This window comes from Flavobacterium nitrogenifigens (assembly GCF_003254565.1).
GTDB classification, from domain to species: domain Bacteria; phylum Bacteroidota; class Bacteroidia; order Flavobacteriales; family Flavobacteriaceae; genus Flavobacterium; species Flavobacterium nitrogenifigens.
This window is the reverse complement of the sequence record NZ_QJRI01000172.1, coordinates 84,319-99,756: the sequence shown is the minus strand read 5'-3', so window position 1 is coordinate 99,756 and position 15,438 is coordinate 84,319. Positions and strand designations below refer to the sequence as shown.

The following is a 15,438-nucleotide window of genomic DNA, read 5'->3' as shown; positions in this document are numbered from 1 at the left end:
AAAGCTTCAGATTCCTCTGAAGCTTTTTTGTATATGATATTTTATATTCACGAGCGAGACGCTGGTACCAGTAACGAAAAATACAACAAATTACTATTTTACTTCCAATTCTGTTTCGGTATGCATCACACACCCCCATTTGTTATTTTCTTTTACCCAAGTAGAAGTACAAACACATTTTATAGGCGCCTTTTCACTTTGATCTACTATTTCAAAATCGAGATGATATCCTATTACAGCAGTATTTTCGGCAATTAGCTTTTCTTTTACACCATAGATGTTCAGCACTTTTATTTTATTGGTCTGTCCAGAGTCAAACATATTTTTGAAATCAGCTTCGCTGATACTTTGAATACCGTTTTTTCCAGCAACTATGCAAGGAAACAGTGTCAGATTTCTTACCGTTTCATAGTTATTGTTTTCAACTCCGTGCCAGTATTTTTTTTCCAATTCTATAATTTGTTCTTCCATATTATCTTGTTGTTAATTAGACATTTCACAAATTTCACATTAATATTGAAATAAAGCCGCTCTTTTAACATAGATTTAATTCAAGCTACTTACTTACAAATCTGGTTTTGGCCCTTTTGAAATGATGGATCTCATCACGCCAGGAAACCATCTTTGCAACCATACGGCTAGTTTGCCATGACTTGTAAAAATGTAATTTCTCTTTCTTTTCAAAATAGCGCTTACCATCACTTTAGCAGCTTTATCAGTAGGCCACATTAAATTTGATGGTCGTGGATCTGACTGTTCGGGATGCCAGATTCCGTCATTATCAATTCGCGCAATTTCAGAAACTACAAATCCGGGATGCATCGTAGTACAACTCACGCCTGTCCCCATTAATTCAATCTGCAAAGTTTGGCCAATAGAGTTTACAGCTGCTTTTGAAGCACCGTATGCACCCACATTAGGATTAGGGAGATAAGCTCCAACACTTCCAACCAAACCAATTCGTCCTTTGTTTTTCTTTAAATGTGGGAGTGCATATTTTACCGTTAGAGCCAATCCTGTCACATTGCCCTGCAATTGCCTGTTCCAATCTTTGGCTGTTAGGTTTTCGACACTTCCGAAAACGCCAAAACCAGCATTGGCTACAACCACATCCAAACGCCCCCACTCTTTAATAATTTGTTGGACTGCATTTTCAATAGAGGTTTCTTCCATTATGTCACACGGAATTACTAATGCTTCTCCACCTGAATCCATAATAGCATCCGCAACTTCATCCAACAGTTCTTTACGTCTTGCGGAAAGAACCACTTTATATCCTAATCTTACCCATTCAAAGGCCATCGATTTTCCAATGCCAGATGAAGCACCTGTTATCCATATCACTTCTTCTTTTGCTTTTGTCATTTTGAATCAATTTTAATTAGTATAGTTATTTCTAAGTTGCGATAGTCTTTATAATCCTAATTTCATATCAAATATTTTTTGCTCTTTGGTCTCGTTAAAACCAATTCTATTGTAAAAAATATGAGTTTCTTTGCGAACCGCATTGCATCTTACTCTGATTTTAGTGCTTTTTCTAGTGCCGGCCCATTCTATTACCTTTTCAACCAAAATTTTACCTATTCCATTTCTTCTGTAATTTTCATCTATTACTAGACCGCCAATTTCCACAAAAGAATCAGACTCAACTCTAAGCGAATAAAAACCATGAACCCAACCAATAACATTTTCATTATCGACACATACATAAATACAATTATCGGTATTGTTTAAAATTTCTGAAAGCCGCTTATGCATTTTCTCAATTGTTGTTTCATAACCTAATTGATTAGATAGCTTGCTTATAAATTCAACATCATTTAATTCTGCTTGCCTTAAAAAAAACTCCATATTTCTATATTTATCATAATCGCTAAAGCATTGACGTCATGATGATTTACAACGAATTTAAGTCCATTCTTCGGATTTGCAAAATAATTTTTTAAGCAATAGACAAATAATCTTTCAAGGAAGATATATCAATTCAGTAAAGAGGGTATGTCTTTATAATTTTTTTTTAAAAGTCAGAAGATTATTCTTTCAAAAACAAAATTATTCAATATTTCGAAAAAATATTTTCCACTTAAAAAATAAACAATTTCTCGACATATACACAAAACAACCAATTATTAATCAAACAAATACAAACCAATTAGCTCAGCTATTGAACAAATATTGATGATTCAAAATGATTTTCAGCCAAAAAAAATCAAAAAGTTTTTTCAAAAAAGCTTTGTACATCTCAAAAATAGTTGCATTTTTGCACCCGCAATAGCAAAGCAGGTCCGTTCGTCTATCGGTTAGGACGCCAGGTTTTCATCCTGGTAAGGGGGGTTCGATTCCCCCACGGACTACTTACTAAGACAAAAGCTTCAGAGAAATCTGGAGCTTTTTTTGTTTATATTTACTCCTTTAAATATTTGAGAAAAAGACAATCAAAAAATCAACCCAAATCTTAAAATGAAACACAAATTAATAGCCCTTTTATTTGTATTCGCCTTTGCAAATATGTCTGGACAAGCGCCCGCCAGCAAAACTAATTACACGAACAGCAATTTACCTGCAGAAGAAGCTGTTACCAATAAATCTCTAAAACCACTTAAAAAGATTTCTCTAGACGACACCTCAATTTTAATTTACGATTATGATGGTTCGCTTTTTTCATGGGATTTAGAAGTCGAAAGTATTGTTTGGACAATAAAAGCTTCAGATGCTCATACTGAAATGTGCGCCAATAAAATTACTATTCATGACGGAGTTGTATATATTCCGTTTATTAATGGCGAAATTTATGCCGTAGATAATGGCACCGGAACTATTTTCTGGAAATCTAGATTAGGAAACATCACAGACCAGATTGTTTTAAAAGATCAGACTCCGATTATAGCTAATGGAAAACTTTTTATAACTGCTCAAAATCAAAATCAGAGCAGTAATTTATACGCTTTAGATCTAAAAGATGGAAGTTTAGCTTGGAACTACAAATTAGACACTCCAAACAACGATATTGAGCCATTGTTTTTTGACAATAAAATCTTTACTCAAAGCGGAACAAATGTGTATTGTTTTGAAGCCAATACAGGAAAATTGCTTTACCAAAAAAGCTTTGACGAAACCATGACCGGAAAACCTGTTACCGATGGCGAAAGTGTTTTTATTGCCGGCGATAAGAATTGGTTGTATGCTTTAAAACCAAACAGCTTAGATGTGTTATGGCAGTTTAAGATAGACGAAAACCAAAACAATGTGAAAGAGCGTATAGTATGTCACGACAAAAAACTATACTTTGCAGCACAAGGCCCTGAAGTCTCTTCAATTTATGCCGTTGATTCTAAAACAGGAACTCAGCTTTGGAAAACAGATTTTAAAGGCGATAATGTCCAATACATCGTTAAAGAAGTTGATAATCTTTGGGGATATACTCTTAACAAAAAACTTTTTGAATTGGATTTATCTAATGGCGAAATAGCTTTTGAAGAAAAACTGACTACGTTGCCAATTTCAAATATTGAATTTCCTGCCGATGACAACTTACTTTACTATTATTGCGATGCAGGCTTAATTCAGTTTGATTTAAAAGAAAAAGACGAAAACGTATACTACATGCGAACTTCGCTTAAAGATGATCCTTACAGCGCTTATTTAAAGATTATTCGATAATAAAAAAAAGAAGCTTTTTCACTTAATGAAGAAGCTTCTTTTTTTTGTTACTCTTTTGAGAAAAATTTATGCTCTAAACAAAGCATATTTATTGTAGTTATACAAGACTTTATCATAAGGAACATAAAGCGAAACTATTTTCTCTGACGATTCATTGAATGTGATTCCGTTGTGTTTCCTGAACAAGTAGATTTCTCTTAAGCAATTAGAAAGACTTTGGTGAATTTCACTTGTAAAAGTTGGCAGTTTTTTGTCGCCCACCAAAAGATCGATCTGATAGTTTGAACTGCTTTTTGACAAATTGTTTCCAATAATTCTAATTGTAAAAGTAGTTGGTTTTCCGTACTGTTCACCTTGATATTGTAGTGTCATGATTTCTTCTTATTAAGTAATTAGTAATACCGCTGATTAATTCGGTTTTTGGTTCTCCGGATACTTTTTATTAAAGTTATAAAAATTTAGACAAACATAAAAAATTCAATTCTAAATTAAATGTTATATTTTTAAAAGACGAAACCTCTAGAAACCATAAAACCGTAACACAGTTACGGTTTTGGCAATTAACTAAATATATTTAATCAACTTGTTTAACGAGTGTAAAATTCATTCATAAGCATCGATTAATTTTGGGTAAACTATTGTAATTTATTTTCTTGGTTTATTTCTAATAAAAACGGATTTCCATTTTCGTCTATCATTGTCACATTTAAAGCATCCAATAAAGCTATCTTTTTTGAAACTTCTCCTGTAAATTTATTATATGAAAGATTCAATTCTTCCAAATTGCTAAGCTTTTCAATTTCCTGCGGAATATCTCCTGTAAAATCGTTATTAAACAAACTAAAATTCTTCAATGCATTCCAATTAATAATTTCATTTGTCAAATTTCCTGACAACTTATTATCGTTTAAAAGCAAGATCTTTAATCCCGAAATTTTATAAATAGAAATAGGAAGCTTTCCATTAATCTCGTTATTAAAAACAGCTAAAATTTCCAACTGATTCAGCTTTCCAATTTCTGATGGAAGTTCTCCAGAAATCTTATTCATAAAAAGCTCTAAATCTTTCAATTTTGTCAATTGACAAATAGAGGACGGAATTGTGCCTGATAATTTATTATCAGCAACATTAAGCAATTCCAATTCCTTCAAATTAAAGATTGACGAAGACAAACTTCCTTCAATTTTATTCTTCTCCAGATTTAGCGATTCTAAATTTATAAGATCGTAAAAAGCTTCTGGCAATTCTCCCTGCAAATTATTATCCGCCAGATTCAGTGCAACGACTTTTCCGTTTTCGGCTTTAACACCATACCAGGTAGAAACAGACAGACTTAAGTCCCATTTGTTTTTCCATTGCAAACCATTTGTTGCATGATATAGCTTTATAAGCGCTTCTTTTTCTTTATCCGAAACGGTATCCGCTAAAACACTTAGTGAAAAAGCAAATATTAAAGAAAAGGTAATTAAAATTTTCATAACAGATTTGGGATTTGTTATTAGCGTAAAATTATACAATTCATAGCTATATTACACTAAATATCGTTAAACTGTTGATAAAAATTTAACTCGTAAGATTTCCATTACTTTTTACTATTTTTAAAAACCTGCATTTTTTTTGATTACATTTGATCAACTAATTCTAAAAACCTCACATTATGCAAATTAACTTCGTTGCATTATTCATTGCAGCTATCGTCACACTGGTAACCGGTTTTATCTGGTACAGCCCAAAAGTATTCGGAACTATCTGGATGAAAGAAAATAATCTTACTCAAGAAGAGCTAAGAAAAGGAAATATGCTTAAAATTTTCGGATTAACGTACGTTTTTTCTTTAATGATTACCATGACTTTAATGTCGCTAACCATTCATCAGTCTGGCGCAATCGGAATGGTTGGCGGACCACCATTGATGGACAGCGCAAAACCTTCATTTGCAGCTTTTATGGCAGATTACGGAATGGCTTATAGAACTTTTAAACATGGCGCGCTTCACGGTTTTATGTCAGGATTATTTTTTGCTTTTCCATTAATTGGAATCAATGGTTTGTTTGAAAGAAAATCTTGGAAATATATTTTTATTCACAGCGGTTATTGGATTCTTACCTTGACTCTTATGGGCGGAATCATCTGTGGATTTGCTTAATATCACTTATAAAAAACCCGTTTGAAAAATTATCTCAAACGGGTTTTCTTAATAATAACTTAAACCCGTTTAGTTATTATAAATATTATCTAATTTTGAAGAAATTAGCTCACTCTTTTGAATACAACTTATTCTTTCCAGATTTACAAAAGCGCATCGTTACTGCCTGTAGAATGGAACTCGCTTGCAGCAAATAACATTTTTTTGACACGCGAATATCTCGAAGTGCTGGAAAACTCTTGTCCAGTAAACATGACTTGCCATTTCATCGGACTTTTTGAAGAAAAAAAACTAATCGGAATTGTGCTAACGCAATTCTTATTTGCAGAAAAGCTAGAGTCTTTTGGAGAACGTGACAAATGCTTAAAAACTTCGGTGCGTAATTTTGCTTTAAAGAATTTTGCTTCGCATGTTTTATTCGTTGGAAACAATATGCTTACAGGACAAAATGCCTTTATTTTTGACAAAAGCGTCAAGGAATCAAAAGCGATAAAAACACTTCATAAAGCAATTAATCATCTTAAAAAAGATTTAAAGGAAAACGGAAAAAAAGTCCACATAACAAGCATAAAAGATTTTACAGCAAAAGAAATCGAACCGCTTCAAGCTGAATTCAAAAACAATTATACCTTTTCGACGCAGCCTAATATGATTTTCAACATCAAAGAAAGCTGGAAAACCGAACAAGATTACATCGACGCTCTGTCAAAGAAATATCGCGATCAATACAAACGCGCACGAAAAAAATCGGAAGGAATTGTAAAACAACAAATGTCTCTTTCTGATATCAAACAATATGAAGACATTATTTACGACCTTTATTTTCATGTTGCCAAAAATGCACCTTTCAATACTTTTTTCTTAGCTCGCAACCATTTTAGCTTTTTTAAAGAAATAATGGGAGACAACTTTCTTCTGTACGGTTATTTCTTGGATGAAAAATTAATCGGCTTCAATACTTTAATCAAAAATAGCGAAGTAATGGACACGTACTTTTTGGGTTACGATGAAAGCATTCAGCGCGAGAAAATGTTGTATTTAAATATGCTCTACGATATGATTGCTTATTCTATCAAGAAAGGTTTTCGTGAAATCGTCTTTGCCAGAACCGCTCTCGAAATCAAAAGTTCTGTTGGTGCAAAACCTGTAAAAATGTACGGTTTAATTACGCACAGCAACGCTTTGATTAATCATAACATTTCGAGATTTTTCAATTATTTGGAACCCAAAACAGAATGGCAGGAGAGAAATCCGTTTAAATAAAAAAAGATGTCGCTCCGCTGGAGCTCTTTGTCTTATCGCCATATTTTTCTATAAATATTTCGCTCTTCCAGAGCTAAAAAAAGCTCCGTTAGGAGCAACATATTTGTAGAAAATGTATGATTCACAAGCCCTAAAAGCTCCAGTGGAGCGACATAATTCACAACACCAATATTTCTTCAATAAAATCACGGAACCGCAATTTTCATTTGTTTATGCAGGATATCAATTTCCAGTGAAGTCTGTGCTCCGCAATATTCTCCATCAATCTGAAAATTAACAGGATAATCTGTTTTTATCGCTGCTTTGTTCGTTGAAATTATTACAATATCATCTGAATCAATCGGCATATTTCCAGTAATTATTTTTCCAATTAAAAGCAGATCAAGACTTTTTAAAATAACCAGCTCAAACTTTCCATCATTCATAGCACCATTTGGGTTGATGATGACTCCTGTTCCGTATTTCTGAGAATTGGCAATTACAATCATTCTTGCAACATGCTGTACCGTTTTATTATTTGCCGAAATTGTTGCTACAAAAGGTTCTTCAGATTCTTTAAGCGCAGTAAAAGCCTGCAATGCGTAACCCCAAAATCCACGAATATCACTTTGCTCATAGTTTTTAACCAGATTTGCGTTCAAGCCAAGATCGCTCAGATGAATACTTTTTTTGCCGTTAATGCAAATCATATCCATTTCGATATAATGGTGTAGGAAAGCTATTTTAAGGTTCTCCTCTATTTCAGCAGGAAGATTCAAATCTACCGAAAGTCCATTTGCAGAACCCGCAGGCAAAATTCCAATTATCACGTCTTGTTCTTCCACAGCTTCAGCCACCATTTTTATCGTTCCGTCGCCTCCGGCAACAATAATTCGTTCTGGAACAGATTCATTATATAAAGATTGTATTGCTCTTAAATCATTTTTTCCAGTTGTTTCATACACTTTCAAATCAAAATGATTGGTTGCCGCAAACTCTTCGACAGCATCTATCAAATCTGATTTATCCAAGTCTCCAGAAATAGGATTTACAACAAATAGAATATTCTTTTTCAAAATTTTACTTTTAAAACCAATTAAATTGAGTAAATTACAGTTACATAAATATACGTAATTAATGAAACCAATTCTACAATTATATCGTGGTTATGCAAATGAACAAGAGCTAATTGTAATGGGGCATGTTTTAAAAAGGGAAAACAAATACAATTTTGAAAAAAGGAAATTAAAAAATGCCACTTCTATTCTCCGACTGTTCAGAATAAAAACTATTAAAAATTTTGATATTTATCTTCATTACAACAACGAAGTAATTCACACCAAAACACTTGATGACGGTTTCTTTAACTTCTGTATTCCGCTAGAAAAAGAAACTCATTTCGGATGGATGTCTTATGAAGTAAGCATAAAATATCGTAACGAAACCACGACCTGCAAAGGCAGTTTTATAAGACCTCACAAAGGTAAACTTGGAATCATATCGGACATCGATGACACTTTTTTGATTTCGCACACCAATAATATCTTTCGAAAAATTTATATTTTATTGTTTAAAAACGTTAATGACCGTAAAGTCTTCAAAGATGTTGTATCTCATTATCAAGCTTTAAGTTCTGCGGGAAGAGATAACCTAGAAGAAGTAAATGCTTTTTTTTATATCTCTAGCAGCGAATGGAATTTATACCGATTTATTGCCAAATTCACACGAATTAACAAACTGCCAAAAGCTGTTTTTCTGCTAAAAGATATCAAACGAGGCATTACCGATTTCTTTATGAGCGGAAGAGGAAATCATGATCATAAATATGAAAAAATTAAACACGTAGTAGAATTTTACCCTACGCTTAAATATGTTTTAATGGGCGATGATTCTCAACACGATCCAATGCTTTATGAAAGAATCTGTAAAATATTTCCAGTAACTGTGGTTGCTGTTTATATAAGACAGACTGGAAAATCTCCTAAAAAAGAAGTTCAAAAGATTCTAAAAAATCTAGAAAGTATAAATGTTTCGGTCTGTTATTTTAAAGAAAGCAGCAAAGCTATTGAGCATTCTCGATCTATTGGAATTATTAAGTAATTTGTTTCAGGTTTCAAGTTTCAAGTTTCAAGTTTTGAATAGAATGAATATTTTACTGCAAAGCACGCCAAGTTTTTTTTAAACTTTTGAGGTTTTATAAAACGCAAAGTTCGCAAAGCTTTATCAGTAGAAAACTTTGCGAACTTTGTACATTGTAAATGTAAAATATAAAACTTAGCGTGCTTTGCGTTAAAAATTACTCGTCAAGATAAAACTTGAAACCTGAAACTTGAAACAAAAAAACTATGCATTAAAACTATCAATTTCCTCTGAAACAACTTCCCAATCGATTAATAATTGCTCTAAATCTTGTTTCTTTTTATTGTAAGCCGTAAAAAATGAAGCATCTTCAATATGTTTGTCATAATTGGTTTCTAACATTTTATCGTCATGCTGGATCTGTTTTTCTAATTGCTGAATCTGACTTTCAATTTTACTTAATTTGTTCTGAAGTGCTTTTCCTTTCTTCTGATCTTCATAAGACACTTTTGCAACTTCTTTTTCTTTTGGAGCTTCTTTTTTCACAACATCCTTTTTCTCCACTTCGCGCATGTTTTCAAGATTGCGTTGCTCTAAGAAAAAGTTGATATCTCCTAAGTATTCTTTAATCTTTTGATCTTTAAATTCGTAAACAATATTCGACATTCCTTGAAGAAAATCCCTGTCGTGAGAAACCAATAATAAAGTTCCGCCGAATTTTTGAAGTGCTGCTTTTAAAACGTTCTTAGATTTAATATCTAAGTGATTCGTAGGCTCATCCATCAGCAACACATTGATTGGCTGTAATAACAATTTACAAAGCGCCAAACGGTTACGTTCACCTCCAGAAAGTACTTTTACTTTTTTCTCAACATCATCACCGCGGAATAAAAAAGAACCCAACATATCACGAACTTTCATACGATTTGTGTCAGTTGCCGCATCTTCCATTGTCTGAAGCAAAGTAATCTCACCATCTAGATATTCAGCCTGATTTTGAGCAAAATATCCTAATTGTACATTATGTCCTAATTTGATATTTCCCTGGTATTCAAATTCGTTTACCAACGCTTTAATGAAAGTTGACTTTCCTTGTCCGTTTTGCCCAACAAAAGCAATTTTACTTCCTCTTTCAACCAGTAAACTAATATCTTTAAGAATCGTCTTGTCTCCGTAAGCTTTCGTTACATGTTCAGCTTCAATAACTACTTTTCCTGGTTCTTTAGAAACCGGAAACGAGATATTCATTACTGAATTATCATCTTCGTCAACTTCGATTCTTTCTACTTTATCTAATTTTTTAATCAACGATTGCGCCATTGAAGCTTTTGAAGCTTTTGCACGGAATTTCTCGATTAATTTTTCTGTTTCTTCAATCTTCTTCTGCTGATTCTTTTGAGTTGCCAATTGCTTCTCACGAATTTCATGGCGTAGTTCTAAATATTGAGTATATGGTTTATTGAAATCGTATGCTTTTCCTAACGAAATTTCGATTGTTCTATTCGTTACATTATCCAAGAACATTTTATCGTGCGACACAATTACCACTACTCCAGGATAATTACGAAGGAAATTTTCTAACCAAATAATACTTTCAATATCTAAGTGGTTGGTTGGCTCATCCAGAAGCAATACATCATTAGACTGCAATAAAAGTTTTGCTAATTCAATACGCATTCTCCATCCTCCAGAAAAAGTCTCGGTTTGGTTATTAAAAACCTCTCTTTTAAAACCTAAACCTAAAAGAATTTTCTCTGTATCTCCAACATAGTTATATCCTCCAAGAAGATCAAATCGATGAGTGTAATCAGAAAGATCTTCTATAATCTTAGCATATTCTTCACTTTCATAATCGGTTCTAGTCACCAATTGATGATTAATTTCTTCTAGTTTTTTCTCAACAATTTTAATTTCTGTAAAAGCCTCATATGCTTCTTCCAAAACAGTTCTTCCTTGTTCAAAATCAATATCCTGACGCAAGAATCCCATTTTAATATCTTTCTCTTGAGAAATTACTCCAGAATCAGGTTTAAAATCGCCAGCTAACATTTTTAGCATTGTAGATTTACCTGCTCCGTTTTTACCAACAAGACCTACGCGGTCACCGGCGCCTAAACGAAAAGTAACTTCTTCAAATAAATAGGTTCCTCCAAAAGAAACGGACAGATTGTGTATATTAAGCATAATGTATTGTGCTGTAAATGTAAAAAGGCTAGAAAACCTTTTTATTCATTAAATAAATAAACTGTAAACAGGCAAATTATCCTGTTACAATTTTGAAAGTGCAAAAGTATAACTTTTAATTGAAGTTTTTATACTGAAAAACAATAGCTTTTGTAAAATTCAAAAACTAAAAACCTTATTTAATTCTGAGTTTTTCTTCTTTAATGAGCCAAAAAATAATTGCATTGAGAATATACTCTTATATGCATTTTAGAAAAAAAGAAACATTATCGCGACAAACATTATACTCAAAATCAAATCAGCATAAGCTGTAAGTTTTTATCCTAATTTAATAGCTTAAAGCCTGAAAATACCTTATATTTGCTTTAAATAATTACTCCCATTCACACTGGTATCCAAATACAAATGAGGTGAATTAAAGACTATAAAATCTACTTAAAATGTTCAAAAGAGGCTCCAAACTAAATAGCATAATAACAGGAAGTTGTCCAAAATGCCAAAAAGAAAGCATGTATGAAGACACAAACCCGCTTCATTTAAGTAAAGTTCTCAAAATGAATGAGCATTGCAGCCACTGCGGATTCAAATATCAGATTGAACCTTCATTCTTTTATGGTGCCATGTATGTTAGTTATGCTCTAAATGTAGCCGTAGGGGTCGCTGCTTTTATAGTTTCTTTTGTGTTTTTCAACACCACAATAGAGCAGTCATTTTTAGCAATTATCATAACGCTGGTTCTTTTATTCCCATTCGTTCTACGTCTCTCAAGAAACTTATACATTAATATGTTTGTTTCTTACGATCCTAATGCTGGCCAAAAGTAAGACCTTTCAAATATCTTTTATGGAATCGTTTAATGTCAGCTTCTTTATCTAGCGGCACATTATTCTCGATATGATCATATAATGCTTTCGCCATAGCTGGACCAAGCATTACACCTCTTGTACCTAATCCGTTTAGAATGTGCAGAGACTTATGCTGTTCATGCGTTCCAAGCAAAGGTCTTCTGTCTGCAACCGTTGGTCGAACTCCTGCAAAATGTTTTACTATTTCAAAATCGCAAGTTATAATTTCTTTAATACGCTCCAAAAGCTCTTGCTTACCTTCTTCTGTAGGTTCAGCAGTTTTATCATGCCAATTATAGGTCGCTCCAACCTTGAACAAATCGTCACCCAGAGGCAAAATAAAAACACTGGTATTCACTATTACATCTAGATTTAAATCTGGAGCTTTTATAATAAACAATTCTCCTTTTGTTCCATCTAGTGGAAGATAATTAAAGAAGGGGTTTTTATGCATTCCAAAACCTTCTGCAAAAATGATATGACGAACTTGGATATCTTTATATTGAATTCCTGAATCTAAAAACTTAACGTGACTAAATTCAAAAGATTCTTTTCTCAATAAATCATTCTGAAGCAAATATTGTCTATAGGCATCTAGCAATAAAGCCGTATCGACATATCCTGTGTGCAAAACTTCTCCGTAATCAAATGGCGAGTCTATGCTGTTATATTTCTTTGAAATTAGTTTAGTTGACAAAAAAGGCGCAAGATTTATTTTATCTGAAGCCGCAAACCAATTGTTCTGCTCTTCAATGGAAAAAAACTTTCTTAAAACAGGCATTTTAAAATTGAACTTCTCTTTTAGTTTTTCTTCTACTTGATCGTAAAAGCCATTCATCAAAACAAGTTGCTCTTTTGCATTCCATACCTCACTAAAACGCTTTAAGATTACAGGATTGTACAAACCACCAGCAACTCTAGAGGAATTTTGAGATTCATCATCTAAAAGTAAAATTGTTTTGTTGTTCTTAAGGGCGACTTCGGCAAAAGAAATTCCAGCCAATCCAGATCCGACAATTAAATAATCAAGCATTGTGAAGTATATAAATAAATAAAAAAAACTCTTACTACAAAGGTAGCAAGAGTTTTTCTTATAATGAGTTTATGAACTTAGTAATTCCACATATCTTCTTCAAAATTACGAATCTTCTCTTTCACTCTCTCCGATTCTAACAATTGGCTTTGTGCATTATCCTTAATGTAATCTTTAATTTCACGATCACCATAAACATTCTCTTCCTTATATATTACAGAATTGAAACGTCTCGAATTTAAAATCTGATCAAATGAAATAGGCAGGGCGGAGTTTTTATCATTAAAGGCTTTTCCTTCATTCAACACTTCTCTCGCATTAGGAAAGAAAACCCAAAACAGCTCTATATAATCTTTTTCATCGCTATTCATGGTATAAACATCAGGAGTAACTGGGCAAATTCCAAGTAGACGGTATTTTAAATCACCTTGTCTTTTATCAAAATACCAAAATCCTTTAATTTTATATTGGCTAACATCAGCAGCCGTAAGATCTTGCTTTAAAATATATTCAGCGGGAACCGTTCTTGTTGGCCCAACTGTCTGGTCAACATAATTCACTTTTTTATTCTTTCCTGAGCCAGTAACCACTTTCTTTTTAATAGTACGCGTTCTATAATCATCAGGATACTGATTAATTAGTTCACGTCCTGCATCTGTTGTGTCAACACGCGACAACGCCCCTTGAATATCTTTTAAAGTCTTTTTTGTATTAAAATAACTATCTGTGTAAACTTCTGTAATTTTTCCATCCCTAATGCCTCTAGTTAGAACATCATAAAGAGAACGCCTATCGGGACCTATGTTAGCAGTATCTACTGGAAAATATAATGGAAAATTGATTTTTTCATTCAAATCAATAATTTCCCAAACTGTTTTTCCCATCAAAATATCCCTATCATTTACATAACCATACTCTAAAGGTTTATCATTATCGAATATTTTTTGGGCTGCCGTCTTAACTCCGATCTGATCGGCAGTTTTAGCATTAAGTAAATTAGACTGAGCATTAGAAGATAAGCTTCCGAGAACAGCAACAATAGCAATTAATAAATTTCCTACTTTCATCATGATAATTTTTACAGAACATTAAACGAAATTTCATTACAAATATTGTTATTTTTCTTACATAATCAAAAAGAAATCAAATATTAATCTATATCATACTGTTGTTAACTTTTTGACATAAAAAAAACTCTTACTACAAAGGTAGTAAGAGTTTTTTAATTATTATGCTATGTATCAACTTAGTAGTTCCACATATCTTGTTCGAAGTTGCGAATTTTCTCTTTCACTCTTTCAGATTCTAACAACTGATTTTGAGCGTTGTCTTTCATGTAATCGCTAATTGCTCTGTCTCCATAAAGGTTTTCTTCTTTGTAAACAACAGCATTAAAGCGTCTTGAATTTAAAATCTGATCAAATGAGATTGGAAGAGCTGAGTTGTTGTCATTAAAAGCTTTTGCTTCATGCAGTGCTTCTCTGGCATTTGGGAAGAATACCCAAAACAATTCAATATAATCCTTTTCGTCACTATTCATTGTATAAACGTCTGGGGTTACTGGGCAAATTCCTAGCAAACGATATTTTAATTCACTTTGGCGTTTATCAAAATACCAGTATCCTTTAATTTTATACTGAGTAACATCTGCAGCAGTAAGATCTTGTTTCAAGATGTATTCAGCAGGAACCGTTCTTGTTGGTCCAACTGTCTCTTCTACGTAAGAAACCGATTTGTTTTTTCCTTTACCAGAAACCACTTTTTTCTTCACAACACGTGATTTGTAGTCATCTGGATATTGGTTAATTAACTCTCTACCTGCATCTGTTGTATCAATACGAGATAAAGATCCTTCGATGTCTTTCATAGATTTTTTAGTGTTGAAATAACTGTCAGTATAAACTTCAGTAATTTTTCCACCTTTAATAGCTTTAGTTAAAACGTCATAAAGAGAACGTCTGTTAGGACCAATATTAGCAGTATCTACCGGAAAATACATTGGAAAGTTGATCTTTTCATTTAAATCAATGATCTCCCATGTTGTTTTTCCCATCAAGATATCTCTATCATCTACATAACCATAAGCCAAAGGCTTGTCGTTATCAGAGATTAATTGAGCTGGAGTTTTAAGTCCAATCTGATCAGGAGTTTTAGCGTTTAGCAAATTTGATTGCGCATTAGAAGCAAAACCTCCAGCGATAGAAACAATAGCTATTAATAAATTTCTTACTTTCATCGTGGTATCGTTA

General features: G+C 32.9%; 15 protein-coding genes and 1 tRNA gene. 6 read left to right on the top strand and 10 right to left on the bottom strand.

Annotated features, from left to right (window positions below; genetic code table 11):
- Positions 1 to 93: 93 nt before the first annotated feature.
- The 3 genes from DM397_RS09635 to DM397_RS09625 form a co-directional block, all read right to left on the bottom strand.
- Complete coding sequence (locus DM397_RS09635; RefSeq protein ID WP_111377328.1) at positions 94 to 471, bottom strand: nuclear transport factor 2 family protein; 378 nt, start codon at positions 469 to 471, stop codon at positions 94 to 96.
- 93 nt (positions 472 to 564) lie between these two features.
- A complete protein-coding gene (locus DM397_RS09630) occupies positions 565 to 1,365 on the bottom strand; it encodes an SDR family NAD(P)-dependent oxidoreductase (RefSeq protein ID WP_111377327.1) in 801 nt (266 codons plus the stop codon).
- Between the two features lie 48 nt (positions 1,366 to 1,413).
- Positions 1,414 to 1,851 (bottom strand): GNAT family N-acetyltransferase, encoded by a 438-nt coding sequence (locus DM397_RS09625; protein ID WP_111377326.1) that lies wholly within the window; start codon positions 1,849 to 1,851, stop codon positions 1,414 to 1,416.
- 431 nt (positions 1,852 to 2,282) lie between these two features.
- Between DM397_RS09625 and DM397_RS09620 the strand changes: the two genes are divergently transcribed.
- Together DM397_RS09620 and DM397_RS09615 are read left to right on the top strand one after the other, a co-directional pair.
- Positions 2,283 to 2,354 (top strand) — tRNA-Glu (locus DM397_RS09620).
- A gap of 106 nt (positions 2,355 to 2,460) precedes the next feature.
- Entirely contained in the window at positions 2,461 to 3,660 is a 1,200-nt protein-coding gene (locus DM397_RS09615) for an outer membrane protein assembly factor BamB family protein (protein WP_111377325.1), read from the top strand.
- Positions 3,661 to 3,726: 66 nt separating this feature from the next.
- On the opposite strand, the gene DM397_RS09610 is transcribed toward DM397_RS09615, so the two are convergent.
- Complete coding sequence (locus tag DM397_RS09610) at positions 3,727 to 4,032, bottom strand: hypothetical protein (protein WP_111365111.1); 306 nt, start codon at positions 4,030 to 4,032, stop codon at positions 3,727 to 3,729.
- A gap of 263 nt (positions 4,033 to 4,295) precedes the next feature.
- Positions 4,296 to 5,138 carry a leucine-rich repeat domain-containing protein gene (locus DM397_RS09605; protein WP_111377324.1) on the bottom strand — a complete coding sequence of 281 codons (843 nt, stop codon included), beginning with the start codon at positions 5,136 to 5,138 and terminating at the stop codon, positions 4,296 to 4,298.
- A 179-nt stretch (positions 5,139 to 5,317) separates the two neighbouring features.
- Between DM397_RS09605 and DM397_RS09600 the strand changes: the two genes are divergently transcribed.
- Together DM397_RS09600 and DM397_RS09595 are read left to right on the top strand one after the other, a co-directional pair.
- Complete coding sequence (locus tag DM397_RS09600; protein WP_111377323.1) at positions 5,318 to 5,806, top strand: DUF1761 domain-containing protein; 489 nt, start codon at positions 5,318 to 5,320, stop codon at positions 5,804 to 5,806.
- 117 nt (positions 5,807 to 5,923) lie between these two features.
- On the top strand, positions 5,924 to 7,069 hold the full coding sequence (locus DM397_RS09595; protein WP_111377322.1) for a GNAT family protein: 1,146 nt from the start codon (positions 5,924 to 5,926) through the stop codon (positions 7,067 to 7,069).
- 185 nt (positions 7,070 to 7,254) lie between these two features.
- On the opposite strand, the gene DM397_RS09590 is transcribed toward DM397_RS09595, so the two are convergent.
- Positions 7,255 to 8,124: a diacylglycerol/lipid kinase family protein gene (locus tag DM397_RS09590; RefSeq protein ID WP_111377321.1), complete on the bottom strand. Its 870-nt coding sequence runs from the start codon at positions 8,122 to 8,124 to the stop codon at positions 7,255 to 7,257.
- A 61-nt stretch (positions 8,125 to 8,185) separates the two neighbouring features.
- Here DM397_RS09590 and DM397_RS09585 point away from each other — a divergent pair, with 61 nt between their 5' ends.
- Positions 8,186 to 9,148: an App1 family protein gene (locus DM397_RS09585; RefSeq protein ID WP_111377320.1), complete on the top strand. Its 963-nt coding sequence runs from the start codon at positions 8,186 to 8,188 to the stop codon at positions 9,146 to 9,148.
- Positions 9,149 to 9,391: 243 nt separating this feature from the next.
- On the opposite strand, the gene DM397_RS09580 is transcribed toward DM397_RS09585, so the two are convergent.
- Positions 9,392 to 11,311 carry an ABC-F family ATP-binding cassette domain-containing protein gene (locus tag DM397_RS09580; protein ID WP_111377319.1) on the bottom strand — a complete coding sequence of 640 codons (1,920 nt, stop codon included), beginning with the start codon at positions 11,309 to 11,311 and terminating at the stop codon, positions 9,392 to 9,394.
- Positions 11,312 to 11,751: 440 nt separating this feature from the next.
- On the opposite strand from DM397_RS09580, the gene DM397_RS09575 reads away from it, so the two are divergent.
- Positions 11,752 to 12,135 (top strand): DUF983 domain-containing protein, encoded by a 384-nt coding sequence (locus DM397_RS09575; RefSeq protein WP_111377318.1) that lies wholly within the window; start codon positions 11,752 to 11,754, stop codon positions 12,133 to 12,135.
- On the opposite strand, the gene DM397_RS09570 is transcribed toward DM397_RS09575, so the two are convergent.
- The 3 genes from DM397_RS09570 to porN (DM397_RS09560) all read right to left on the bottom strand — a co-directional run bounded on the left by DM397_RS09570 (position 12,116) and on the right by porN (DM397_RS09560) (position 15,425).
- Entirely contained in the window at positions 12,116 to 13,189 is a 1,074-nt protein-coding gene (locus DM397_RS09570) for an NAD(P)/FAD-dependent oxidoreductase (RefSeq protein WP_111377317.1), read from the bottom strand. The genes DM397_RS09575 and DM397_RS09570 overlap by 20 nt on opposite strands.
- Before the next feature lie 77 nt (positions 13,190 to 13,266).
- Positions 13,267 to 14,256 carry a type IX secretion system ring subunit PorN/GldN gene (porN, locus tag DM397_RS09565; protein WP_111377420.1) on the bottom strand — a complete coding sequence of 330 codons (990 nt, stop codon included), beginning with the start codon at positions 14,254 to 14,256 and terminating at the stop codon, positions 13,267 to 13,269.
- Between the two features lie 179 nt (positions 14,257 to 14,435).
- Positions 14,436 to 15,425, bottom strand: a complete 990-nt coding sequence (gene porN / locus DM397_RS09560) for a type IX secretion system ring subunit PorN/GldN (protein ID WP_111377316.1) — start codon at positions 15,423 to 15,425, stop codon at positions 14,436 to 14,438.
- Between the last annotated feature and the right edge of the window lie 13 nt (positions 15,426 to 15,438).